Annotated in this window: 18 protein-coding genes; 10 read left to right on the top strand and 8 right to left on the bottom strand. The window is 71.2% G+C overall.

The window, feature by feature from the left end:
* Positions 1 to 107 precede the first annotated feature (107 nt).
* The gene (locus tag ABD366_RS11380; protein ID WP_324771109.1) at positions 108 to 1,595 is read right to left on the bottom strand and encodes a sugar ABC transporter ATP-binding protein; all 1,488 of its coding nucleotides are present in this window, start codon (positions 1,593 to 1,595) and stop codon (positions 108 to 110) included.
* 132 nt (positions 1,596 to 1,727) lie between these two features.
* Positions 1,728 to 2,909, bottom strand: a complete 1,182-nt coding sequence (locus tag ABD366_RS11385; RefSeq protein WP_324771108.1) for an ROK family transcriptional regulator — start codon at positions 2,907 to 2,909, stop codon at positions 1,728 to 1,730.
* 229 nt (positions 2,910 to 3,138) lie between these two features.
* Between ABD366_RS11385 and ABD366_RS11390 the strand changes: the two genes are divergently transcribed.
* On the top strand, positions 3,139 to 4,371 hold the full coding sequence (locus ABD366_RS11390) for a low temperature requirement protein A (protein ID WP_324771107.1): 1,233 nt from the start codon (positions 3,139 to 3,141) through the stop codon (positions 4,369 to 4,371).
* Entirely contained in the window at positions 4,368 to 5,207 is an 840-nt protein-coding gene (locus tag ABD366_RS11395) for an NAD(P)H-binding protein (protein ID WP_324771106.1), read from the top strand. Before ABD366_RS11390 ends, ABD366_RS11395 begins: the two co-directional genes overlap by 4 nt.
* Before the next feature lie 31 nt (positions 5,208 to 5,238).
* Here the strand turns inward: ABD366_RS11395 and ABD366_RS11400 are convergent, their stop codons facing one another.
* The 4 genes from ABD366_RS11400 to ABD366_RS11410 all read right to left on the bottom strand — a co-directional run bounded on the left by ABD366_RS11400 (position 5,239) and on the right by ABD366_RS11410 (position 8,633).
* Positions 5,239 to 5,916 (bottom strand): GntR family transcriptional regulator, encoded by a 678-nt coding sequence (locus tag ABD366_RS11400; RefSeq protein ID WP_324771105.1) that lies wholly within the window; start codon positions 5,914 to 5,916, stop codon positions 5,239 to 5,241.
* Positions 5,917 to 6,090: 174 nt separating this feature from the next.
* Positions 6,091 to 7,038, bottom strand: coding sequence for a beta-ketoacyl-ACP synthase III (locus ABD366_RS11405; protein ID WP_324771104.1), 948 nt, complete (start codon positions 7,036 to 7,038; stop codon positions 6,091 to 6,093).
* Between the two features lie 142 nt (positions 7,039 to 7,180).
* The gene (locus tag ABD366_RS43460; protein ID WP_425576951.1) at positions 7,181 to 7,321 is read right to left on the bottom strand and encodes an MFS transporter small subunit; all 141 of its coding nucleotides are present in this window, start codon (positions 7,319 to 7,321) and stop codon (positions 7,181 to 7,183) included.
* Positions 7,284 to 8,633 carry an L-lactate MFS transporter gene (locus ABD366_RS11410; protein WP_324771103.1) on the bottom strand — a complete coding sequence of 450 codons (1,350 nt, stop codon included), beginning with the start codon at positions 8,631 to 8,633 and terminating at the stop codon, positions 7,284 to 7,286. The genes ABD366_RS43460 and ABD366_RS11410 overlap by 38 nt, the downstream gene beginning before the upstream one ends.
* Positions 8,634 to 9,012: 379 nt before the next feature.
* Here ABD366_RS11410 and ABD366_RS11415 point away from each other — a divergent pair, with 379 nt between their 5' ends.
* The 6 genes from ABD366_RS11415 to ABD366_RS11440 all read left to right on the top strand — a co-directional run bounded on the left by ABD366_RS11415 (position 9,013) and on the right by ABD366_RS11440 (position 17,496).
* Entirely contained in the window at positions 9,013 to 9,993 is a 981-nt protein-coding gene (locus ABD366_RS11415; RefSeq protein ID WP_324771102.1) for a 2-dehydropantoate 2-reductase, read from the top strand.
* Positions 9,990 to 11,942, top strand: a complete 1,953-nt coding sequence (locus ABD366_RS11420) for a molybdopterin oxidoreductase family protein (protein ID WP_324771101.1) — start codon at positions 9,990 to 9,992, stop codon at positions 11,940 to 11,942. The genes ABD366_RS11415 and ABD366_RS11420 overlap by 4 nt, the downstream gene beginning before the upstream one ends.
* A gap of 28 nt (positions 11,943 to 11,970) precedes the next feature.
* Positions 11,971 to 13,806 carry an NADH-ubiquinone oxidoreductase-F iron-sulfur binding region domain-containing protein gene (locus ABD366_RS11425; protein WP_324771100.1) on the top strand — a complete coding sequence of 612 codons (1,836 nt, stop codon included), beginning with the start codon at positions 11,971 to 11,973 and terminating at the stop codon, positions 13,804 to 13,806.
* Positions 13,803 to 14,663 (top strand): 2Fe-2S iron-sulfur cluster-binding protein, encoded by an 861-nt coding sequence (locus tag ABD366_RS11430; protein ID WP_324771099.1) that lies wholly within the window; start codon positions 13,803 to 13,805, stop codon positions 14,661 to 14,663. The genes ABD366_RS11425 and ABD366_RS11430 overlap by 4 nt, the downstream gene beginning before the upstream one ends.
* Before the next feature lie 7 nt (positions 14,664 to 14,670).
* Positions 14,671 to 15,528, top strand: coding sequence for a formate dehydrogenase accessory sulfurtransferase FdhD (gene fdhD, locus ABD366_RS11435; protein WP_324771098.1), 858 nt, complete (start codon positions 14,671 to 14,673; stop codon positions 15,526 to 15,528).
* A 276-nt stretch (positions 15,529 to 15,804) separates the two neighbouring features.
* Positions 15,805 to 17,496, top strand: a complete 1,692-nt coding sequence (locus ABD366_RS11440) for an exo-alpha-sialidase (protein WP_324771097.1) — start codon at positions 15,805 to 15,807, stop codon at positions 17,494 to 17,496.
* A gap of 102 nt (positions 17,497 to 17,598) precedes the next feature.
* On the opposite strand, the gene ABD366_RS11445 is transcribed toward ABD366_RS11440, so the two are convergent.
* On the bottom strand, positions 17,599 to 18,642 hold the full coding sequence (locus ABD366_RS11445; protein WP_324771096.1) for a bile acid:sodium symporter family protein: 1,044 nt from the start codon (positions 18,640 to 18,642) through the stop codon (positions 17,599 to 17,601).
* Between the two features lie 123 nt (positions 18,643 to 18,765).
* On the opposite strand from ABD366_RS11445, the gene ABD366_RS11450 reads away from it, so the two are divergent.
* Positions 18,766 to 19,641 carry a LysR substrate-binding domain-containing protein gene (locus tag ABD366_RS11450; protein ID WP_324771095.1) on the top strand — a complete coding sequence of 292 codons (876 nt, stop codon included), beginning with the start codon at positions 18,766 to 18,768 and terminating at the stop codon, positions 19,639 to 19,641.
* 38 nt (positions 19,642 to 19,679) lie between these two features.
* On the opposite strand, the gene ABD366_RS11455 is transcribed toward ABD366_RS11450, so the two are convergent.
* Positions 19,680 to 20,684 carry an Lrp/AsnC family transcriptional regulator gene (locus ABD366_RS11455; protein WP_324771093.1) on the bottom strand — a complete coding sequence of 335 codons (1,005 nt, stop codon included), beginning with the start codon at positions 20,682 to 20,684 and terminating at the stop codon, positions 19,680 to 19,682.
* Between the two features lie 164 nt (positions 20,685 to 20,848).
* On the opposite strand from ABD366_RS11455, the gene ABD366_RS11460 reads away from it, so the two are divergent.
* A complete protein-coding gene (locus ABD366_RS11460; protein ID WP_324771117.1) occupies positions 20,849 to 22,333 on the top strand; it encodes an MFS transporter in 1,485 nt (494 codons plus the stop codon).
* The last annotated feature ends 94 nt before the right edge of the window (positions 22,334 to 22,427 follow it).

Below are 22,427 nucleotides of genomic sequence, written 5' to 3' on the forward strand. Positions count from 1 at the left end.
CTCGCCGTGATACGGCTGTTCGATGTCGGGTGCGGGTTGTGGCTGGTTGCTCGCGCCCCGCGGCGGAGCCGCTGATTGACACAGCCCCGCGCCCCTTTCGGGGCTGCTCATGCCGGGGTGCCTTCCATTACCAGGTCCAGGACTCGGTGTTCCGTGAGTTCTGTGGCCGGGGCCTCATGGACGACACGGCCCTCGCGCAGGACCAGGACGCGGTCCGCCAGGCCGAGGACCTCGGGGACCTCGCTGGAGACCAGGAGGACGGCGAGGCCGTCGTCGGCGAGGCGGCGGATGACCGCGTAGAGCTCGGCGCGGGCGCCGACGTCGACGCCGCGGGTCGGCTCGTCCAGGAGCAGGACCTTGCAGCCGCGGAGCAGCCAGCGGGCCAGCACCGCTTTCTGCTGGTTGCCGCCGGAGAGGGTGCGGATGGGGACGGACGGATTGTCCGGGCGCAGCGACAGCTCGCGGACGACCTGGTGCGCGGCCTTGCTCTCCCGGCCCTGGTCGACCCAACCCCCGTAGGAGAAGCGGGACATGGAGGAGACCGAGACGTTGCGCGTCACGGACTCCAGCATCAGGAGACCTTGCGCCTTGCGTTCCTCGGGTGCGAGGCCGAGGCCCGCCCGGACGGCCGCGCGTACGCTGCCCGGGCGCAACGCCCGGCCCTCGACGCTGACCTGACCCCCCGTCGGTTTGCGGGCGCCGTAGATCGTCTCCAGGATCTCGGAGCGGCCCGAGCCGACCAGTCCGGCCAGGCCGACGATCTCGCCGGGGCGGATGTCGAGGTCCAGTGGCTCGAACTCGCCGTCGCGAGAGAGGTTCTGGACGCGCAGAACCGGTTCTGCCGTCGGTGGGGCCGTCGGGCGGTCCGGGAAGACGTACTCGACGTTGCGGCCCGTCATCAGCGCCACGACGTCACGCGTCGGCGTGTCCTTCGCGGGGAGTCCGCCGGCCACGGCCCGGCCGTCCTTGAGGACGGTGACCCGGTCGCCGATGCGGCGGATCTCCTCCAGGCGGTGCGAGATGTAGATGACCGCCACGCCGTCGGCCGTGAGGCTCGCGACGGTCCGGAAGAGGTTGTCGACCTCGTCCGGGTCGAGCGCCGCGGAGGGTTCGTCCATGACGATGAGCCGTACGTCGTGGGAGAGCGCGCGGGCCATCGAGACGATCTGCTGTCCGGCCGCCGAGAGGTCGCCGACCAGGGTGCCGGGGTCGATCTCTCCGTGGCCGAGTCGTCGCAGCAGGGCGGCGGTCGACGCCTTGGCGTCCCGCCCTCGTACGACGAAACCGGCTGCGGTGGGTTCGTGGCCGAGGAAGACGTTCTCGGCCACCGACAGGCCGCCCACCAGGTCGAGTTCCTGGTAGATGGTGGCGATGCCGAGGCGCATCGCGGCGATCGGTGAGCGCAGGGAGACCGTCTCGCCGCGCCAGGTGATGGTGCCCTCGTCGGGCTGGTGGGCGCCGGCGAGGACCTTGATGAGGGTGGATTTGCCCGCGCCGTTCTGGCCGAGCAGGCAGTGCACCTCGCCCGCCTGGACCTCGAGGTCCACGCCGTCGAGAGCACGTACGCCGGGGAACGACTTGGTGATGCCGTTCATGGTGAGCAACGGTGGTTCTGGTGCCGAAAGTGCCATGGCGGTTCCCCTAGCAGCGGGTGCGGGCCGGTTTCAGGGCAGGGCAGAGCAGTGCGCCGTACTGAGTGGTGTGGTGATGCGGTGGTGCCGGGTGTCCTACGCGGGTGAGAACAGGTGGTCGCTGATCAGGCGGGCGCCGCCGATGACGCCCGCGGCGGGGCCCAGCTCACCCAGGACGATGGGCAGGTTGCCGGTCGCCAGGGGGAGCGACTGGCGGTAGACCTGGGTGCGCAGGGCGGCGAGGAGCGTATGGCCGAGGCCGGTGACTCCGCCGCCGATGACGACCAGGCCCGGGTTGAAGAAGCTGACGAGGGAGGCGATGACCTGGCCGGTGCGGTTGCCGCCGTCGCGGATGAGATCGAGGGAGGTTCCGTCACCGGCGGCCGCAGCCACCGCGACATCGGCGGCGCTGAGCTTTCCGGCCGCCTCCAGGCGTCCGGCGAGCTCGGGCGAGCGCCCGTCACGGGCGGCCTCCTCGGCGTCGCGGGCGAGCGCCGCGCCGCTGAAGTAGGCCTCCAGGCAGCCCCTGTTGCCGCAGGCGCACTGCCTGCCGTCGGGTTCGACCTGGATGTGGCCGATGTCGCCGGCCGATCCGGTCGTGCCGCGGTAGACCTCGCCGCCGACGACGATGCCGCAGCCGATACCGGTACCGATCTTGACGCAGAGGAAGTCGCGTGCGGAGCGGGCGACGCCCGCGTGCTGCTCCCCCACGGCCATCAGGTTCACGTCGTTGTCGACCATGACGGGGCAGCCCAGCTCCTGGCTGAGTGCCTCGCGGACCGGGAAACCGTCCCAGCCGGGCATGATCGGCGGAGCGACCGGGACACCTTCGGGGAAGCGGACGGGGCCGGGCACGCCGATGCCCGCTCCGTCGAACCCCTCGGCGAGTCCGGACGCCTTCAACTTGGCTGCCATGGCGAGTACTTGCTCGAAGACCGCGACCGGCCCCTCGCGTACGTCCATGGGCTGGGTGATGTGCCCGAGGACCTCCAGCTCGGCGTTGGTGACGGCGACGTCGACCGAGGTCGCGCCGATGTCGACGCCGAGGAAGCGGAGTCCGGGCGCGAGCCGGATGTTGTGGGAGCGGCGGCCGCCGCGCGAGGCGGCGAGTCCGTCGGCGACCACGAGTCCGGTCTCCAGGAGGCGGTCCACCTCGACGGCCAGCTTGGAGCGGGACAGATCGATCTGATCGCCCAGCTGGGCGCGGGAGTTGGGTCCTCCGTCGCGCAGCAGTCGCAGCAAGCGCGCCTGGTGCGCGTTGGCGGGTCGAGCCGTCATGCGTCTCACGTGCCCCTCCCCGCCTCTTCGGGCTCCGGTACTTTCGCCGTTCTTTCGATGGGGAACGTAGCAGTGCCTGCCGGGTGTGGGAAGAAGTTGCGCAGGAATTACCCATGACTTTCTCCAGTCACAGGACAAAGGTGGATCCGAAGATCGGCCCGGGGGCCGGTCCTCCCGTAGCCTGTCCATCGCGCGCGGCAACGCGCCACGTCACAGGGGGAGTTAGGACATGACGCCGGAGACGGCACCATCACAGGAGCCGGCGAGAGCCGCACGGCCGGAGCCCGCGGTCCCACAGCGGGTCACCTCGCTGGAGCTCTTCTTCGACCTGGTCTTCGTCTACACACTGACCCAGCTGACCGTGCTGATCGCGCACGATCTGTCGTGGGCCACCGCGGGCCGCGTCGTGCTCATCTTCGCCGTTCTGTACTGGATGTACTCGGCCTACGCCTACCTCACCAACCAGGTGCCGCCGGACCGGCCCTCCCGCCGGGCGCTGATGCTCCTCGGCATGGCGGGCTTCCTCATCTGCGCCCTGTCGATCCCGCACGCCTTCGACCCGCACTCGAACGCGGGCGTCGTCTTCGGCCTCGGCCTTCTGCTGGTCGTCGTCGTCCACAGCGTCCTCTACACCCGCAGCCACGGCCATGACGTCGTCTGGTACGCGGCGCCCAACGCCACTGCCGCGCTCGCCGTGACGGGCGCCGGCCTGTGCACGGGGGCACTCGCGAACGGGCTGTGGGTCCTGGCGATCGTGCTGCAGTTCGTGACGCCGCTGATGGCGGAGCACGGACCGACGCGCGGTTCGGGCCGCGCGTCCGCCGAACTCCGCTCCCAGATGGGCGCGTTGAACCCCGGTCATTTCGTGGAGCGGCACGGGCTGCTGCTGATCGTCTCCTTCGGCGAGTCGATCATCGCGATCGGCGTCGGCATCGGCGACCTGCCGTTCACGGCGAGCGTGTTCACCGGCGTCTTCCTGGCCCTCGCCCTCGCCGGAGCGCTGTGGTGGACGTACTTCGTGCGCGACGAGGGCGGGGCCGAGCACGCGTTCGCCGCGACACCGGCCGACCGGCGCTGGCGCCAGGCGATGACCGCGTACTACTACGCGTTCCTGCCGATGCTGCTCGGCGTCGCGTTCCTCGCCGCCGGGATCAAGAAGTCGCTCGGGCACATCGGCGAGCAGTTGCCCACGGGCCCGGCGCTCGCGCTGGCTGGCGGGGTCGCCCTGTTCCTGGCGGGCGACGTGGCGTTCCGGGCGGCGATGCGGCTGCTCCCGGTGGGCTACCGGGCGCTCGCGGTACCGGTGGTGCTCGCGACGGCACTCCTCGGCCTGCACGTGTCCGCCCTGGCCCAACTGCTGGCGCTGGTGGCCCTGTTGGTCCTCATGCTGGCCGCTGAGGCGCGCTGGTCCCCCCGCGCGTCCGCCACCGGGGCGGGCGCCGGAGCAGGGGAGCTCACATGATTCTGGTGACGGGGGCGACGGGCAACGTCGGCTCGCAGGTCGTCCGTGCCGTGGCCGCGGCCGGGGCCCCGGTGCGGGCCCTCAGCCGCACGGGCCGGGCCGAGGGGCTGCCGCCCGGCGTCGACGCGGCGGCGGGCGATCTGGGCCGGCCAAAGACGCTGCGGCCCGCGCTCGCCGGCGTGGAGGCGCTGTTCCTGCTGCCCGGATACAGCGGCCAGCGGCAGGTCCTCGCCGACGCGCGGGAGGCGGGGGTGCGGCGGGTGGTGCTGCTGTCGAGCGCTTCCGTCCCCGGCGGCGAGGAGTCGAACGCCGTCACCCGCTACATGATGGAGTCGGAGGACGCGGCGAGGGAGTCCGGCCTGGCCTGGACGTTCCTGCGCCCGTGCGCCTTCGCGTCCAACACCCTGGAGTGGGCCGACCAGTTGAAGAAGGGTGACGTGGTCCGGGCCGCGTTCCCCGGCGTACGCGCGGCGGTGCTCGACCCGTACGACATCGGCGAGGTGGCGGCCCGCGTCCTGCTCGCGCCCCCGGGCCCGTACGACGGCCGGGCACTCGCCCTCTCCGGGCCCGAGGCGCAGACCCCGGCGGACCGGGTCCGCGTCCTCGGTGAGGTGCTCGGCCGGCCGCTGCGCTTCGAAGGCCTGACGGACGAGGAGGCGCGGGCCGACTTCTCGGCCCGGATGCCCGAGGCGTACGTCGACGCCTTCTTCCGGTACTACGTGGACGGGACGCTGGACGAGTCCCCCGTGCGGGACACGGTGGAGCGGGTCACGGGCCGGGCGCCGCGCACGTTCGCGCAGTGGGCCCGGGAGCACGCGGGCGCCTTCGACGCCTGAGACGGCACCCGGGCCGGTCCGGACGGCGGGCTCAGTCCTGGTTGCGGTGGTGGTAGGTCTCGCGGGTGTGCTCCGTGTGCGCCCGCATCACCGCTGTCGCCCGTGATTCGTCGCGGGCCGAGATCGCCGCGATGAGTTCGCGGTGCTCGATCCAGGACTGTTTGCCGCGCTGGCGGGCGACGGGCTGGTAGTACCAGCGGACGCGGGCGTCGACCTGGCCGGCGAGTTCGGCCAGGACCACGTTGCCCGCGAGTTCCATGACCTTCGCGTGGAACTCGGCGTTCGTCGCGACGACCACGTCCACGTCCCCGTCGGCGACGGCCTGCTCACCCTTGGCGCAGAGCTCCTCCAGGGCGGTGATGCCGGTCTTGCCCGCGTTGGCCGCGGCGAGCCGGGCCGCCTCGGCCTCCAGCAGCGTGCGGACGGTGAGGAGCTGGTCGGCCTCCTCCTCCGTCGGCTCGTGCACGAACGCGCCCTGCGCGGGGCGCAGATCGACCCAGCCCTCGGTGTTCAGGCGTTGCAGCGCCTCGCGCACTGGCTGGCGCGAGACCCCGAGATGCCCGGCCAGCTCACTCTCGACGAGGTGCTGGCCGGGCTGGAGGGCGCGGGTCGTGATGAGTGCGAGCAGCGCCTCGTAGACCCGCTCGCGCAACGGGCCGGGGCGCTCGAGCTTGGGCACCGCCCCCTGCGGCAGTCCTGTGGACAACATCGCGGTCCCCCTCGTGGGCGTTCGATTGTCTTTGGAATACAGTTTACCGAGCACAATCGCTACCACTAGGGGCAGTTGGCCTCGTCACATCCCGCACACCTCGGAGCACGGGCGGCGCGCACCTCAGATCACGGGCAGCGGACGACGTACGTCACGGACAGCGGACGACGCCCGTCAGGGGCAGCGCACGACCTGGCCCGCGTACGAGAGGTTTCCGCCGAATCCGAAGAGCAGGGCGGGCTCCCCGCTGCGCAGCTCCCCCCGTTCGATCAGCTTGGACAGCGCCATCGGCACGCTCGCGGCGGAGGTGTTGCCGGAGTCGACGACGTCCCGGGCCACCACCGCGTTCACGGCGCCGATCTTCTCGGCGAGGGGCTCGATGATCCGCAGGTTGGCCTGGTGCAGGACGACCGCGGCGAGGTCGGCCGGGGCCAGGCCCGCCTTCTCGCAGGCCTCGCGGGCGAGCGGCGGCAGCTGCCGGGTCGCCCAGCGGTAGACGGACTGGCCTTCCTGGGCGAAGCGCGCGGGTTCGCCCTCGATCCGTACGGCGTTGCCCATCTCCGGGACCGAACCCCACAGGACGGGGCCGATGCCGGGCTCCTCGCCGTCGGCGCACGGCTCGATGACCACGGCGCCCGCGCCGTCGCCGACCAGGACGCAGGTGGTGCGGTCGGTCCAGTCGGTGACGGCCGACATCTTGTCCGCGCCGATGACGAGCGCGCGGGTGGCGGCCCCGGCACGCAGTGTGTGGTCGGCGGTGGCCAGGGCGTGGGTGAAGCCGGCGCAGACGACGTTCAGGTCGAGCGCGGCCGGGGACGGGATGCCGAGCCGGTGGGCGACGCGGGACGCCATGTTCGGCGAGCGGTCGACGGCGGTGGAGGTGGCGACGACGACCAGGTCGATGGCGTCGGCGCTCAGGCCCGCGGCGGCCAGCGCCTTGGCGGCGGCGTGCGCGGCGAGCTCGTCGACCGGTTCGTCGGGGCCCGCGATGTGCCGGGTACGGATGCCGACGCGCGAGCGGATCCACTCGTCGTCGGTGTCGACCATGCCCGCCAGGTCCTCGTTGGTGAGGACTCTGGCGGGCTGGTAGTGACCGATGCCGACGATGCGCGAGCCGTTCATGGACGTCCCCTCGTGTAGCTGGCCCGCCCCCGTGCGAGCTGCGGACGTTCAAGTCTGCTCAGCGACCGGCGAGTAGGAGGTGACGTATGCAACAGGATTGCGGTGGATCGGTTGGAGACTTCCGACCGATCGGCCCGACCGGTCAGCCTGTGAACAGTTGTGTGGCCTTTTGCACTAGTTCGTACAGTCCGTAGGCGAGCGGCGCGCCGACCCACAGCCAGGCGAAGGCGATCAGGCCCCGGCGGCTAGGCGGGCTGCTGGTGGTCACGGTCGGCGGTGTCATCGGCGGGCTCCCTGGGGGTGGGGACGTGATGGCGGGCGTGGACGGGCCGGATGAGTTCGTTGGCGACGAAGCCGACGACCAGGAGGCCGATCATGATGATGAACGAGAGTCCGTAGAGGGACGAGCCGTGTTTCCCGGCGGACTCCTGGCTGTCGGAGACCCAGTTGACGATGAGCGGGCCGAGGACGCCCGCCAGCGACCAGGCGGTGAGCAGCCGCCCGTGGATGGCGCCCACCTGGTACGTGCCGAACAGGTCCTTCAGATACGCGGGAGCGGTCGCGAAACCGCCTCCGTAGAAGGAGAGGATCACCAGCGCGCAGATGACGAACAGGGGCTTGGAGGCATCGCCGTACAGGGCGATGAGGAGGTACATCAGGGCGCCCACGCCGAGGTAGAGGCGGTAGACGTTCTTGCGGCCGATCAGGTCGGAGGTGGAGGACCAGCCGATGCGGCCGGCCATGTTCGCGGCGGAGAGCAGGGCGACGAATCCGGCCGCGGCGGATGCGGTGACCGGGGTGCTGGAGTCTTTGAAGAAGTCGGTGATCATCGGTGCGGCTTTTTCGAGGATGCCGATGCCGGCGGTCACGTTCAGGCACAGGACGAGCCACAGGCACCAGAACTGGGGGGTGCGGATGGCCTGTTTCGCTGATACCTGCGGGCCGGTGGGGGTTACCGTCTGCGCGGTTTCCCGCGCCTCTGGCGGCGACTTCTTGCCCGGCACCCGTATCAGCACCACGCCCAGCGTCATGAAGACCGCGTAGACGAGGCCGTGCACGAGGAACGCCAGGGCGATGCCGTCGCTGTCCGATCCGAACGAGTCCAGCATCTGGGCGCTCCACGGCGACGCGATCAGCGCGCCGCCGCCGAAGCCCATGATCGCGATGCCGGTGGCCATGCCCGGCCTGTCCGGGAACCACTTGATCAGGGTGGAGACCGGGGAGATGTAGCCGATACCGAGGCCGATGCCGCCGACGAAGCCGTAGCCGAGCACGATCAGCCAGTACTGCTCGGTGGCGGCGCCGAGGGCGGAGAGCAGGAAGCCCGAGGAGAAGCAGACGAGGGCGACGGACATCGCCCAGCGCGGGCCGTTGCGTTCGACGAGCGTGCCACCGAACGCGGCGGACAGGCCGAGCATGACGATGCCGAGCTGGAACGGCAGCGCGCTCTGGGTGCCGCTCAGGTTCAGGGCGGATTCGAGGGGCGGTTTGAAAACGCTCCAGGCGTACGCCTGGCCGATGGAGAGATGGACCGAGAGGGCGGCGGGCGGTACGAGCCAGCGGCTCCAGCCCGGGGGTGCGACGGGGGGCCTCATGATCCAGAACCGTAGGCAGCGGCGGAGGCGTTGGGAAGGGGTGGACGGCACTCCGCACAGAATTCGTCGACGGTATGCAATGCCGTTGAGTACTCCGAGCCGCATGCCGGTACGTATGCCGCTGCGCAATGCCCTGGCAAGCCGAGGGGCGAGCCGGTGCGCGGAGTCTTGTCGACCCAACTTCCATACTGTAGACAATATTCCATCGACAGTCTCCACCGTTCCTTGTGACAGTCTCCACCGTCCCTTGTGACGGCCTCCGCCGTCCCGTGTGACGGCCTCCGCTCGTCCCCTGTGACAGCCTCCGCTTCTTTCCCCGGACCGCCACTGCCCGTGCGAGCAGGGCGGAGCCGGACCCTCGACCGGACGGAGCCAGCCAGTGAAGGTCGCAGTCCTCGGCGCCGGAGCGATCGGCGCCTACGTCGGAGCCGCGCTGCACCGCGCGGGCGCCGACGTCTCCCTCGTCGCCCGTGGACCGCACCTGGCGGCCATGAGGCACAGCGGTGTCCAGGTCGTCAGCCCGCGCGGCGATTTCACCGCGCGGGTCCACGCCACCGACGACCCGGCCGAGATCGGGCCCGCCGACTATGTGTTCCTGGGCCTCAAGGCCAACTCGTACGCGGCGTGCGGGCCGCTGATCGAGCCCCTGCTGCACGACCGTACGGCGGTCGTCGCGGCACAGAACGGCATCCCCTGGTGGTACTTCCACGGGCATGGCGGCCCGCACGACGGCCACCGGCTCGAGAGCGTCGACCCGGCCGGAGCCGTGAGCGCGGTGCTCGCCCCCCAACGCGCCGTCGGTTGTGTCGTCTACGCGGCAACGGAGCTGGCGGCGCCGGGAGTTGTGCGCCACTTGGAAGGGACGCGGTTCTCCGTCGGGGAGCCGGACCGCTCGGTGTCGGCGCGCTGTACCGCGTTCAGTGACGCGATGCGGGCGGGCGGCCTGAAGTGCCCCGTCGAACCCGATCTGCGCTCCGACATCTGGATCAAGCTGCTCGGCAACATCTCCTTCAACCCGATCAGCGCCCTGGTCCGCGCCACCATGCGGCAGATGTGTCTGCACGGCGGTACCCGCCGGGTCATCGAGATCATGATGACCGAGACCCTCGCCGTCGCCGCGGCCCTCGGCTGCACACCCGACATCTCCGTGCAGCGCCGCCTGGCCGGCGCCGAACGGGTCGGCGACCACCGCACCTCCACGCTCCAGGACCTGGAACGCGGAAAGCCCCTGGAGCTGGACGTGTTGCTGGCCGCGGTCGTGGAGCTGGCGGACATCACGGGCGTCGAGGTGCCCACCCTGCGCACCGTGCACGCCCTCTCGGACCTGCTCGCCCACGGCATCAGGAGGGACGCCGCATGAAAGAGACCATGAAGCGCAAGCGGCGCGACCGCACCCCGAAGACCTACACCCGGCTCACCCACCCGCTGGTGCGCTCCGTTCCGGGCGACCGCAACTCGCCTTTCAGGCAAGCCACTTGGGACGAGGCTCTGACGCGCGCGGCCGACGGTTTCCGGCGCACCCGCGAGGAGCACGGAGCGGACGCCTTCGCGATGCTGTCCTGCGCCCGCGCCACCAACGAGATGAACTTCGTGGCGCAGAAGTTCACACGTGTCGTCATGGGCACCAACAACGTGGACTCCTGCAACCGTACGTGTCACGCGCCGAGCGTCGCCGGTCTGTCGGCGGTGTTCGGCTCCGGCGGCGGCACCTCCTCGTACGAGGAGGTCGAGCACACGGACCTCATCGTGATGTGGGGCTCCAACGCCCGCTTCGCCCACCCGATCTTCTTCCAGCACGTACTGAAGGGGATCAGGAACGGGGCCCGGATGTACGCCGTCGACCCGCGCCGCACCTCGACCGCCGAGTGGGCGGAGAGCTGGCTCGGCCTGAACGTCGGCACCGACATCCCGCTCGCGCACGCCGTCGCCCGGGAGATCATCGCCGCCGGCCTGTACAACAAGGCGTTCGTGGAACGGGCGACGACCGGCTTCGAGGAGTTCAAGGCGCTCGTCGAACCGTGGACGCTCTCCCTGGCGGAGAAGGTCACCGGTGTCCCCGCCGCCGCCATCCGCGACCTCGCCCACGCCTACGCACGAGCCGAACGTGCGCAACTCTGCTGGACGCTCGGGATCACCGAGCACCACAACGGCACCGACAACGTCCGCGCTCTGATCAACCTGTCGCTCCTCACCGGCCACGTCGGCCGGTACGGCGCCGGGGTGCAGCCGCTGCGCGGCCAGAACAACGTGCAGGGCGGCGGCGACATGGGCGCCATCCCCAACCGGCTGCCCGGCTTCCAGGACCTCCTCGACGACGGCCACCGGGTCAAGTTCGAGCAGGCCTGGGACACGGTGATCCAGCCGCGGTACGGGATGACCCTCACCGACATGTTCGAGGCGATGGAACACGGGCGGCTGCACGCCGTCTACTGCATCGGCGAGAACCCCGCGCAGTCGGAGGCCGACAGCGAGCAGGCCATGCGCAGGCTCGCCGCCCTCGACCACCTGGTGGTCCAGGACATCTTCCTGACCAGGACCGCCGAGCTGGCCGACGTGGTGCTGCCCGCGACGGCCGCCTGGGCCGAGACCGACGGCACGACCACCAACAGCGAACGGCGGGTCCAGCGCGTACGGGCCGCGCTCACCCCGCCCGGCGAGGCGCGCGAGGACATCGACATCATCTGCGACGTCGCCGCGCGCCTCGGCCACGACTGGAAGTACGCGGACGCCGAAGCCGTCTGGAACGAGCTGCGCGCCCTGTCGCCGGACCACTTCGGCATGACGTACGACCGGCTCGCGGAGCACCAGGGGCTGCAGTGGCCCTGCCCCGACGTGGACGAGCTGCCCTCCTCGTATCTGCACGGGCGGCTGTGGGACACCGACCCCGAACGGCGCGGGCGGCTCGCGCCGTTCGGGCTCGTCGAGCACGATCCGCCGGTCGACCTCACCGACGAGTCGTACCCGATCCGGCTGACGACCGGGCGCCGCCTCGACTCGTACAACACCGGTGTGCAGAGCGGGGGTTTCGCGTCCCCGCTGCGCCGCGGCGAGTACGTCGAGCTGTGCCCGGAGGACGCCGAACGGTACGGGGTCGTGGTCGGCGAGGAGGTCCGGGTCTCGTCGCGGCGCGGGGTGGTCACCGCGCCGGTCTGGGTCGATCCGGGCCTGCGTCCCGGGCTCGCCTTCATGACCATGCACTTTCCCGACGAGGTGGACACCAACTCGCTGACGATCGAGGCGAACTGTCCGATCGCGGGGACGGCGGAGTTCAAGGCGTCGGCCATACGTATCGAGAAGCTGACCGTGTGACGTGTGAGCGGAGAGGGGCTGGGCGACCGTGGACCTGCGCTTTGGTGACAGCAAACCGACCGACGAGGAACGGGAGGCGGTCGACGCGCTGCTCGGGCCGCCGGAGTCCGCGTGGGAGGGGGCCGATGACCGCTCCGACGCGGATCTGCGGTGGGCGCGGGGTGGGCGGGCCGCCCGCGAGCGGCGGGATCTGTTGTTGCCGGGGTTGCATGCGGTCAACGACCGGGTGGGGTGGATCAGCCCTGGCGCGCTGGACTATCTGTGCCGTCGGCTGACGGTGCCTCCGGCTGAGGCGTATGGGGTGGCGACGTTCTATTCCATGTTCTCGGTGCGGGAGCGGCCTGCGGCCGTGCTTCATGTTTGTACGGATCTGGCGTGTGCGCGGGTGGGGGGTGCGGAGTTGTGTGCGGCGGCGCGAGCAGGGTTGGGGCCTGATGTTGATGTTGCGGAGTCACCGTGTCTGGGGCTTTGTGAGCGGGCGCCGGCTGCTCTGCTTGTGCGGGCCGGGTCTGTTGCGTCGGCCGTGCCTCTCGCGCCGTTTCGGGGCTCCGCCCCGGACCCCGCTGCCTCTCGTCCCGGAGCGGGGCTGGATTTGGCCGGCGATGAGCCCGTCGCGTCAGCAGCTGTGCCCCAAGCCGGTGACCCGGGCCTCGTCCTTCTCAAGCGCGTCGGCCGCGTCGACCCCGCCTCCCTCGACGACTACCGGGCCGCCGGCGGGTACTCCGCTCTGCGCCGCGCCTTCGCCATCGGGGCCGCCGGGGTGATTCGGGAGGTCACGGAGGCGGGGCTGGTGGGGCGGGGTGGGGCCGCGTTTCCTACGGGGCGCAAGTGGCAGGCCACCGCGGCGCAGCCGGACGGGCCGCACTATCTCGTGTGCAACGCCGACGAGTCCGAGCCCGGCACCTTCAAGGACCGGGTCGTGATGGAAGGCGACCCGTACGCGCTCGTGGAGGCCATGACGATCGCGGCGTACGCGACGGGTGCGCGTCACGGGTATCTGTATCTGCGCGGCGAGTACCCGACGGCACTCGCCAGGATGAGTCACGCCATCGAACAGGCCAGGGTGCGGGGGTTGTTGGGGGAGGACGTCCTCGGGCAGGGGTTCTCCTTCGACATCGAGATCCGGCGCGGTGCGGGTGCCTACATCTGCGGCGAGGAGACCGCGCTGTTCAACTCCATCGAGGGGTACCGGGGCGAGCCGCGCTCCAAGCCGCCGTTCCCCGTCGAGAAGGGCCTGTTCGGCAAGCCGACCGCCGCCAACAACGTCGAGACGCTCGTCAATGTGCTGCCGATCCTGACCATGGGGGCGCAGGCTTACGCGGCCATCGGCACCGGGCAGTCGACGGGCCCCAAGCTGTTCTGCGTCTCCGGCGCCGTCGACCGGCCCGGCATCTACGAGCTGCCCTTCGGGGCGACCCTGGGTGAACTGCTCGACCTCGCCGGCACCCCTGGCCCGCTGCGGGCGATCCTGCTCGGCGGCGCCGCAGGCGGCTTCGTACGCCCCGACGAACTCGACATCCCGCTCACCTTCGAGGGCACCCGCGCCGCGGGCACCACGCTCGGCTCCGGTGTGGTGATGGCCTTCGACGACGCGCTGCCGCTCCCGCGCATCCTGCTGCGCATCGCGCAGTTCTTCCGCGAGGAGTCCTGCGGGCAGTGCGTGCCGTGCCGGGTGGGCACGGTGCGCCAGCAGGAGGCGCTGCACCGGATCGCCGAGAAGAAGGGCATCGAGGCCGACGACGACATCGCCCTGCTGCGCGAGGTGGGGCGCGCCATGAAGGACGCCTCGATCTGCGGTCTGGGCCAGACCGCCTGGAACGCCATCGAGTCCGCCATCGACCGCCTGGGGGCGTACGCGTCATGACCGCCGTTGAGCTGGGGATCCCCCGGCGCCTGCTGGAGTTCACGATCGACGGGGAGCCGGTGCGCGCGGCCGAGGGGGCGACGATCCTCGAGGCCTGCCGCGCCGCCGGGAAGGACATCCCGACCCTGTGTCAGGGCGACACCCTGACGCCGAAGAACGCCTGCCGGGTGTGTGTCGTGGAGGTCGAGGGGGCGCGGACGCTCGTGCCCGCGTGTTCGAGGAGAGCCGAGCCGGGGATGGAGGTGCGCACGGACACCGAGCGCGCCCGGCACAGCCGCAAGGTCGTCCTCGAACTCCTGGCGTCCTCGGTCGACATGTCGACCACCCCACATGTCGCCTCGTGGCTGAAGGAGTACGAGGCGAAACCGGACCGGTTCGGCCCGGACGCGGAGCGGCTCGGCGAGGAACCGAGGGTCGACAACGACCTCTACGTACGCGACTACGACAAGTGCATCCTCTGCTACAAGTGCGTCGACGCCTGTGGCGACCAGTGGCAGAACACCTTCGCGATCTCGGTCGCAGGCCGCGGTTTCGACGCACGTATCGCCGTCGAGCAGGACGCGCCGCTGACCGACTCGGCGTGTGTGTACTGCGGCAACTGCGTCGAGGTGTGTCCGACGGGAGCGCTGTCGTTCAAGTCGGAGTTCGACATGCGCGCCGCGGGTACGTGGGACGAGTCGGCGCAGTCGGAGACGACGACCGTGTGCGCGTACTGCGGAGTCGGCTGCAACCTCACGCTCCATGTGCAGGACAATGAGATCGTGAAGGTCACGTCACCGCACGACAACCCGGTGACGCACGGCAACCTCTGCATCAAGGGCCGCTTCGGCTACCAGCACGTACAGAACCGGGACTGATCAAGACATGGGACGAGTCACGGAACGGCGCAAGGTGATCCGGATCAGGGACGGGCGTGTCTCGACCCGGCCGGACACCCTCGTCGCCGAGGAACCCCTGGAGATCCGGCTGAACGGCAAGCCGCTCGCCATCACCATGCGCACGCCGGGCGACGACTTCGCGCTCGCCGCGGGCTTCCTGGTCAGCGAGGGGGTGCTGGGCGGCGCCGACGATCTGCAGAACATCGTGTACTGCGCGGGCGCCACGGCGGACGGCTCGAACACCTACAACGTGGTCGATGTGCGCACCACGCCCGGCGTCGTCCTGCCCGACATCACGCTGGAGCGCAACGTCTACACGACCTCGTCCTGCGGGCTGTGCGGCAAGGCGAGCCTCGACGCGGTGCGCACCACGGCCCGGTTCCCGATCGCCGACACTCCCCCGCTCCGCCTCACGCCGGAGCTGCTCTCCGCTCTCCCCGACCGGCTCCGCGAGGACCAGCGTGTCTTCGACCGGACCGGCGGCCTGCACGCGGCGGCCCTGTTCGACGAGGAGGGGCAGCTCGTCGACATACGGGAGGACGTGGGGCGGCACAACGCGGTGGACAAGCTCGTCGGCCGCGCCCTGCAGAACGGGGACCTGCCGCTGTCGCGGTCGGTCCTCATGGTGTCCGGACGGGCCTCGTTCGAGCTGGCGCAGAAGGCCGTCATGGCGGGCATCCCGATGCTCGCCGCGGTCTCCGCGCCGTCGTCGCTCGCCGTCGACCTGGCCGCCGAGACGGGCCTGACCCTGATCGGCTTCCTGCGGGGCTCCTCCATGAACGTGTACGCGGGTGAACACCGGGTCGCTCTGCAGGCCGCGACGGCCGTTTCACAGCAGGGCTGACCCGGCCCCCGCCACACGGCGGCGGGGGCCCGGCCCGGCGGGGAGCGCCCCCTGCGCCGGCCGGGCCCCTACGCCGCCGTGTCAGCTGTTCCTGACGGGGCGTCCGGTCCCCGGGTCCCGTGCTGCGCCGATGGCCTGAACCTCCGGTCCCGCGATGCACGGTTCTTGTGGGGTGACGAGCCGCCCCAGTAGCGTCTGTCACGCATACGTTGGACGTGGGATGTCCGGTTGTCCGTATGACCTGAAAGGGTAGGACGCGCCATGCGACGAAGAAACATGCGCACACGTCTGAGATCGGCGGTGGCGGCGCTGGCCGTCGCCGCGGCACTGCCCGCGCCGGTGGCCGCACACGCCGCCACCGCCACGGAGACCCCGCCCTCCTTCGAGCAGCAGGTCCTCTTCAAGGCGTCTCAGGACCCCGGATACGCCTGCTACCGGATCCCCGCCGTCGTGAAGACGGCGAAGGGGACCCTGCTGGCCTTCGCCGAGGGCCGCACGAACGACTGCTCGGACGCCGGTGACATAGACATCGTCGTCAAACGGTCCGAGGACGGCGGCCGTACGTGGTCACCGCTCCAGGTCGTCAACGAGGGCGCGGGTGACACACACGGAAACCCGGCGCCGATCGTGGACCTGCGAACCGGTCGCATCGTGCTCGGCGAGACGTACAACACCGGCCGCACCGACGGCAAGAACTGCGACACGCCGTGCGATCGCACCCCGCACCTGCAGTACAGCGACGACGACGGCCGCAGCTGGTCCGCGCCGCGCGACCTCAGTGACGAGCTGCTGCCCCCCGACTTCAACTCCTGGTACGCGACCGGGCCCGTGCACGGCATCCAGCTGACCAAGGGCCGCCCGATCGCGGACGACGGCACGTTCCGCCAGAAGCCGTCCGAGATGACGCTCGCCGAGCGCCCCGACGGCACGATCTACGTCAGCGGCCGCGAACAGGACGGCACCGACCCCGGACATCGCACGCACGCGGTGAGCCGGGACGGCGGGAACTCGTTCGCCCGCCCCTTCGCCACGCAGCCCGACCTGTACGCGCCGCAGGTGCAGTGCTCGGTGCTGCCCGCCGGCCGGGGCGGCAGGCAGCTGCTGCTCGCCTGCCCCGGCGATCCGGACCGGCGCCGCACCATGACCGTCCGGTCCTCCTACGACGGCGGGCGCACCTGGGACAGCTTCGACCGGAGCACCGTGGTGACCACGGACTGGTCGGGCTACTCGGATCTGGTGCAGGCCGACCGTGACCACGTGGGCCTGATGTACGAGGGCGGCGCGGTCGACGCGCGCGACGAGATCCGCTTCGCCCGGTTCATGCCCGACTGGCTGAAGAAGCGGCGCGGCGCCGATCCGACGACGGACGACGTCGCGCCGGGCGCGCGGCGGGCGGCTGTGCTCGGCGGGGCGTCGGTGACGGACGGGGCCGCCGGGCGGGCGCTGTCGTTCGACGGGGTCGATGACGCGGTCCGGCTGCCGTACCGGCCTGGAATAGCGCTCGGCGAACGGGACTTCGCCGCCTCCGTACGGTTCCGGTACACGGCGACCAGCGGCGAGCAGCCGTTCCTGTGGATGGGCGGAATAGGAACGACTCAGCCGCAGGTGTGGCTGCGGGGCGAGCCGGCCTCGCACCGGATCATCGGGTTGATGACCGCCCGCGACGGCGCGGGGGCGCCGCGCTCCGTTTCGGTGAGCAGCTCGTCCGCGTACAACGACGGGGCATGGCATCAGGCCGAACTCCGGCGCGCCGACGGCCAGTTGACGCTCACCATCGACGGCGTCGTGGTCAGGAGCGCGGCCGCCGTTCCCGGGTCGGTGAGCAGGAACTCGCCGTTCGGGGTGCATGTGGGGCAGCGGATGGACAGCCGAGCGTACTTCAGCGGGGCCCTCGACGATGTGCGGGTCACCTCCGGTGGGCGGTCGGTTGTGTGGTTGCCGCTGGATCAGGTGCGGGGCACCCGGTAGCTACGCGTGGCGTGGGGGGCGTGAGCGATCGTTGGCGTCTCGCGACCGGTGAGGGCTGGTCGCGCAGCTCCCCGCGCCCCTGACCGGGCTTCATTCTGGCCCTCAGCCGGAACGTGTCGCTGTACCGGCCGCGGTTCGGGCCTCGACGGCCGGGGTGAGCGGCTCGCCGCCCGGCTCCTCGGGGTCCTTCGCTCGGCGCTTGGCGATGACCGCGCACACCATCAGCTGCATCTGGTGGAAGAGCATCAGGGGCAGCACCGCCAGCGAGGCGTGCGCACCGAACAGGACGCTCGCCATGGGCAGTCCGGAGGCCAGGGACTTCTTCGAGCCGGCGAACTGGACGGCGATCCGGTCGGCGCGGTTGAAGCCGAGGGCCTTCGCGCCGTACCAGGTCGCGGCGAGCATCACCGCGAGGAGCACGGCCTCGACGGCGAGCAGGCCGGCCAGGCGGACGGCGCTGACCTGGTGCCAGATGCCCTGCACCATGCCTTCGCTGAACGCCGTGTAGACGACGAGCAGGATCGAGCCGCGGTCGACGTAGCCGAGGATCTTCTTGTGGCGGGCGATGAAGCCGCCGACCCAGCGGCGCAGCAACTGGCCCGCGAGGAACGGCACGAGCAGCTGCAGCACGATCTTGACCAGCGAGTCGGCGGAGAAGCCCCCGCCGCTGTTGCCGAGCAGCGCCGCCGCGAGCAGCGGGGTGAGGACGATGCCGGCGAGGGAGGAGAAGGAGCCCGCGCAGATCGCCGCCGGGACGTTGCCGCGCGCGATCGAGGTGAACGCGATCGACGACTGGATGGTGGAGGGGACGAGGGTGAGGAAGAGCAGCCCCTCGTACAGGTTCTGCGGGAGCAGGACGGGGACGAGGCCGCGGGCGGCGAGGCCGAGCAGCGGGAAGGCCACGAACGTGCAGGCGAGAACCGTGACGTGGAGCCGCCAGTGCCGCAGGCCGTCCATCGCCTCACGGGTCGAGAGTCTGGCCCCGTAGAGGAAGAAGAGGAAGGCGACCGCGCCGGTCGAGGCGCCCGAGGCGACATCGGCGGCGGCGCCGCGGGCCGGGAGGAGTGCGGCGAGGCCGACTGTCCCGATCAACGCCAGAATGTACGGGTCGATCGGCATCCAGCTCGGCCAGTGCAGGCGTTTCATTGGTTCCTTGCTCTCGGTTCAGGTCGTGCCCTCTCCATGGTCCTCCTGATCACCGTGATCGGGAATCCTGCATACCGTTCTGACTGTGATCGTGTTGCGTGATGAGCGGGGTAGGGTCGGAGCATGTACGACCCCGGGCAGTTGCGGACGTTCCTCGCCGTCGCGCAGACGCTGAGCTTCACGCAGGCCGCGCGCCGGCTCGGGCTGCGGCAGTCGACGGTCAGCCAGCATGTGCGGCGGTTGGAGGACGCGGCCGGGCGCACGCTGTTCACGCGGGACACGCACTCCGTGGAGCTGACCGAGGACGGGGAGGCGATGCTCGGGTTCGCGCGGCGGATCCTGGAGGTCCACGAGCAGGCCGCCGCCTTCTTCACAGGAACGCGGCTGCGCGGGCGGCTGCGGTTCGGGGCCTCCGAGGACTTCGTGCTGACGCGGCTCACGGAGATCCTGGAGGCGTTCCGGCACGAGCATCCCGAGGTCGACCTGGAGCTGACGGTCGAGCTGTCGGGGACGCTGCACGAGCAGCTGGACGCCGGGAAGCTCGATCTGGTCCTGGCCAAGCGGCGGCCGGAGGATCCGCGCGGGGAGTCCGTGTGGCACGACCGGATGGTGTGGATCGGCTCCGAGCGACTGCGGATCGATCCGGAGCGGCCCGTGCCGCTGATCGTGTACCCGCCGCCCGGGATCTCGCGGGCGATGGCCCTCGAAGCGCTGGAGCGGCACGGGCGGGCGTGGCGGATCGCCTGTACGAGCGGTTCGCTGAACGGGCTGATCGCCGCGGCGCGGGCCGGTCTCGGCGTGATGGCGCACGCGCGGGGGCTCGTCCCTCCGGGGCTGGTGCGGGTCCCTGACCGGGTGGGGCTGCCGGAGCTGGGGGAGGTCGATTTCGTGCTGCTGCACGGTTCCGCGGGGCGGGGGCGGGAGCAGGGTGGGGCCGGTGCGGCACTGGCTCAGGCGATCCTGGCCGGTGGGGATCGGTTGCATCGGGCCGCTCGTTAGCGCCTTCGCGCCGTTGTTTCGCCGCTTGCGTCGCGGCTTCACGTGCGTCGTGGTTGCTCGCGCCGTTCCCCGCGCCCCTTGGCGGGGTTGTATGTGAGCTGCTTCACCCTGCGGGAGAAGGGGGCCGTTTCCACGTGTTCCACTCCCTTCAGGTGGCCGAGTTTGCCGCTCACGTAGGCGTAGAGGTCCGCCGTGTCGCGGGCCACCGCGGTGACCACGATGTTCGAGGGGCCCGCGGTCGCGGCGGCGTAGGCGATCTCCTGGTGGTCGGCGAGGGCGCGGCCGACCGCGTGGAGGTGGCGCGGGGCCGCAGTGATCCACAGGACGGCCGCCAGTCCGTAGCCCAGGCGCGTCGTGTCGTACTCGATGTCGACATAGCAGGCGCCGGAGGCGAGGAGCTGGGCCAGGCGGCGTTTGACCGCGGATTCCGAGGTGCCGGTGGCGCGCTGGAGTTCGGGGTAGGTGGCGCGGCCGTCCCGTTTGAGGACGGCGAGCAGCGGGGCGTCGTCCTGGGTCGGCAGAGCCGGTTCGGCCGTGGGCGGCGGCGGGCGCAGCGCCTCGACCTGGTCAGGGGTGAGCAGGCCGTGCTTGCGCAGCCAGCCCTGGGGGCCGCCGAAGTACCGGTGCAGCATCTGCAGGGCCCGGATCTCCACGATGTGCGGCGTGCGCGGGAGTTTGCCGAGGAGCAGGTCGTCGTGGTCGCCGGGGGTGCGCGGCACCGTGATGCAGACGACCTCCGTGCCGCCGGAGGTCAGGCCGATCCACGCCGTGTCCGGTCGGCGCGCCAGTGCCGTCGCGATGGTCTCGGCGCCCTCCGGCGCACAGCGCAGCCGCAGCATCCAGGTGTCGTGGCCGAGCAGATGGCTGTCCTGGAGGCCGACGACGCGCAGCCCGCCGCTCGCGACGAGCTTGCGGTAGCGGCGGGCCACGGTCTGGTCGGAGACGCCGACGACCTCGGCGATCCGGCTGAAGGGGGCACGCCCGTCGATCTCCAGGGCCTGGAGGATCTTGAGCTCCACCTCGTCGAACGTGTGGGAATCCATGCCGTTTCCGCCTTCAGTTGTCGGATTCCGTCTCCTGAGCGCCGCTGATCGTGGTGATCGACCGCCGCAGCGTCATCGTACGGAGGCATTACGAGAGACGACGAGAGACGACGAGTGTCGACGAGTGTCGACGAGTGTCGACGAGACGAGAGGCCGGATTCACGATGCGTACATGGGGGACCTTGACCGCGGTCTGCCTGGGCACGTTCATGCTGCTGCTGGACGTGTCCATAGCCGTGGTCGCGCTGCCGGACATGGCCGGCGCGCTGCACGCCTCGCTCAGCGATCTGCAGTGGGTGATGGACGGGTACGCGCTGGCGCTCGCCGCGCTGCTGCTCGGTATCGGCGCGGCCGCGGACATCCTCGGGCGGCGCCGGGTGCATGTGGCGGGTGTGGTGGTGTTCGCGGTCGCCTCGCTGGTGTGCGGGCTCGCGAGCGGGCCGGGGATGCTCGTCACCGCGCGGGTCGTGCAGGGGGTGGGCGCCGCGGCGATGTTCGCGACGACGCTGCCGATCCTCGGCTCCGTCTACCAGGGGCGGCAGCGCTCCGTCGCCCTGGGTGTGTTCGGTGCGGTGAGCGGTGGCGCGGCCGCCATCGGGCCCGTGCTGGGCGGCCTGCTCACCGAAGGGCCGGGATGGCGGTGGATCTTCTGGGTCAATCTGCCGGTCGGTGTCGCGGCGGTGTGGCTGACCCTGCGGGCCGTGCCGGAGTCGCGCGGGCCGCGGGAGCGGCGGATCGACTGGGCCGGGACCGTGACGTTCGCGGCGTTCGCCGGAGCGGCGACGTACGGCGTCATCCGGGCCGGCGAGCGGGGCTGGGGCGAGCGCGGCGCACTCGGCGCGCTGGCCGCGTCCGGCCTGGCCCTGGTGGCGTTCGTCCTGGTCGAGCGGCGGTCGGCGCATCCGATGCTCGATCTGGCGCTGCTGCGCAAGCCCGCGTTCGTGGGCGTGATGGTGGGGGCGTTCGCCTTCAACGCGGCCGCGTTCGGTGTGCTGCCCTACACCTCGCTGTGGCTGCAGACGCTGCTCGGGATGAGCCCGGTCCGCGGCGGCCTGGTGTTCTTGTCGCTGTCCGGGGCGTCGATGGTGGTGGCGATCGCCGGCGGGAAGCTGCTGCACGGGGTGCCCGCGCGGATCACGGTCGGCGGCGGGCTCGTCCTGATCGGGGTCGGCCTGTGCTGCCAGGCCGTGCTCGACGCGGGGTCGACCTGGCCGGCGCTCGTGCCGGGGCTGCTCCTGACCGGCGTCGGGGTCGGGTTCGTGTCGCCGGGCATCGCGGGCGCCGCGCTCGCCACGGTCGAGCCGGCCCGGGCGGGCATGGCGGGCGGTTCGCTCAACACGTTCCGCCAGCTCGGGTACGCGCTCGGCATCGCCGTCTTCGGCACCGTGGTGATCTCCGGGATGCAGGACACGCTGCCGCGCGGGGCCGCGCATGCGCTCGCGGGCGGTGGGGCAGACTCCATGCGCGGCCGGGTGCCGGAGCACGCGCTGCACACGGCGTTCGCACACGGGCTCAACTCGGCATCGGTGCTGGCCGGTTGCGTGGCGCTCGTCGGGGGCCTGGCGGTGCTCGTCCTGGTACGGTCGCCCAAGGCGCCCGTAGCGGAACCGACCACTCCGTCCAAAAAGGCGGTCGGCGCGCCTCAGTGACCTCTCCGTACAGATTCCGTGGAGAGTGGTGAAGAGCGCCGGGAGATTACGCCCCCGAAACTTACTCAAGCGTAAGTATTCTGTCCCGCCGCTT

Origin of the sequence: Streptomyces kunmingensis, assembly GCF_039533535.1 — a bacterium.
GTDB classification, from domain to species: Bacteria; Actinomycetota; Actinomycetes; order Streptomycetales; family Streptomycetaceae; genus Streptomyces; species Streptomyces kunmingensis.

Coding starts and splice junctions, on each gene's coding strand:
- ABD366_RS11380 (WP_324771109.1), bottom strand. CDS start 1,595: ATGAACGGCATCACCAAGTCGTTCCCCGGCGTACGTGCTCTCGACGGC.
- ABD366_RS11385 (WP_324771108.1), bottom strand. CDS start 2,909: ATGACGGCTCGACCCGCCAACGCGCACCAGGCGCGCTTGCTGCGACTG.
- ABD366_RS11390 (WP_324771107.1), top strand. CDS start 3,139: ATGACGCCGGAGACGGCACCATCACAGGAGCCGGCGAGAGCCGCACGG.
- ABD366_RS11395 (WP_324771106.1), top strand. CDS start 4,368: ATGATTCTGGTGACGGGGGCGACGGGCAACGTCGGCTCGCAGGTCGTC.
- ABD366_RS11400 (WP_324771105.1), bottom strand. CDS start 5,916: ATGTTGTCCACAGGACTGCCGCAGGGGGCGGTGCCCAAGCTCGAGCGC.
- ABD366_RS11405 (WP_324771104.1), bottom strand. CDS start 7,038: ATGAACGGCTCGCGCATCGTCGGCATCGGTCACTACCAGCCCGCCAGA.
- ABD366_RS43460 (WP_425576951.1), bottom strand. CDS start 7,321: ATGACACCGCCGACCGTGACCACCAGCAGCCCGCCTAGCCGCCGGGGC.
- ABD366_RS11410 (WP_324771103.1), bottom strand. CDS start 8,633: ATGAGGCCCCCCGTCGCACCCCCGGGCTGGAGCCGCTGGCTCGTACCG.
- ABD366_RS11420 (WP_324771101.1), top strand. CDS start 9,990: ATGAAAGAGACCATGAAGCGCAAGCGGCGCGACCGCACCCCGAAGACC.
- ABD366_RS11430 (WP_324771099.1), top strand. CDS start 13,803: ATGACCGCCGTTGAGCTGGGGATCCCCCGGCGCCTGCTGGAGTTCACG.
- fdhD (WP_324771098.1), top strand. CDS start 14,671: ATGGGACGAGTCACGGAACGGCGCAAGGTGATCCGGATCAGGGACGGG.
- ABD366_RS11440 (WP_324771097.1), top strand. CDS start 15,805: ATGCGCACACGTCTGAGATCGGCGGTGGCGGCGCTGGCCGTCGCCGCG.
- ABD366_RS11445 (WP_324771096.1), bottom strand. CDS start 18,642: ATGAAACGCCTGCACTGGCCGAGCTGGATGCCGATCGACCCGTACATT.
- ABD366_RS11450 (WP_324771095.1), top strand. CDS start 18,766: ATGTACGACCCCGGGCAGTTGCGGACGTTCCTCGCCGTCGCGCAGACG.
- ABD366_RS11455 (WP_324771093.1), bottom strand. CDS start 20,684: ATGGATTCCCACACGTTCGACGAGGTGGAGCTCAAGATCCTCCAGGCC.
- ABD366_RS11460 (WP_324771117.1), top strand. CDS start 20,849: ATGCGTACATGGGGGACCTTGACCGCGGTCTGCCTGGGCACGTTCATG.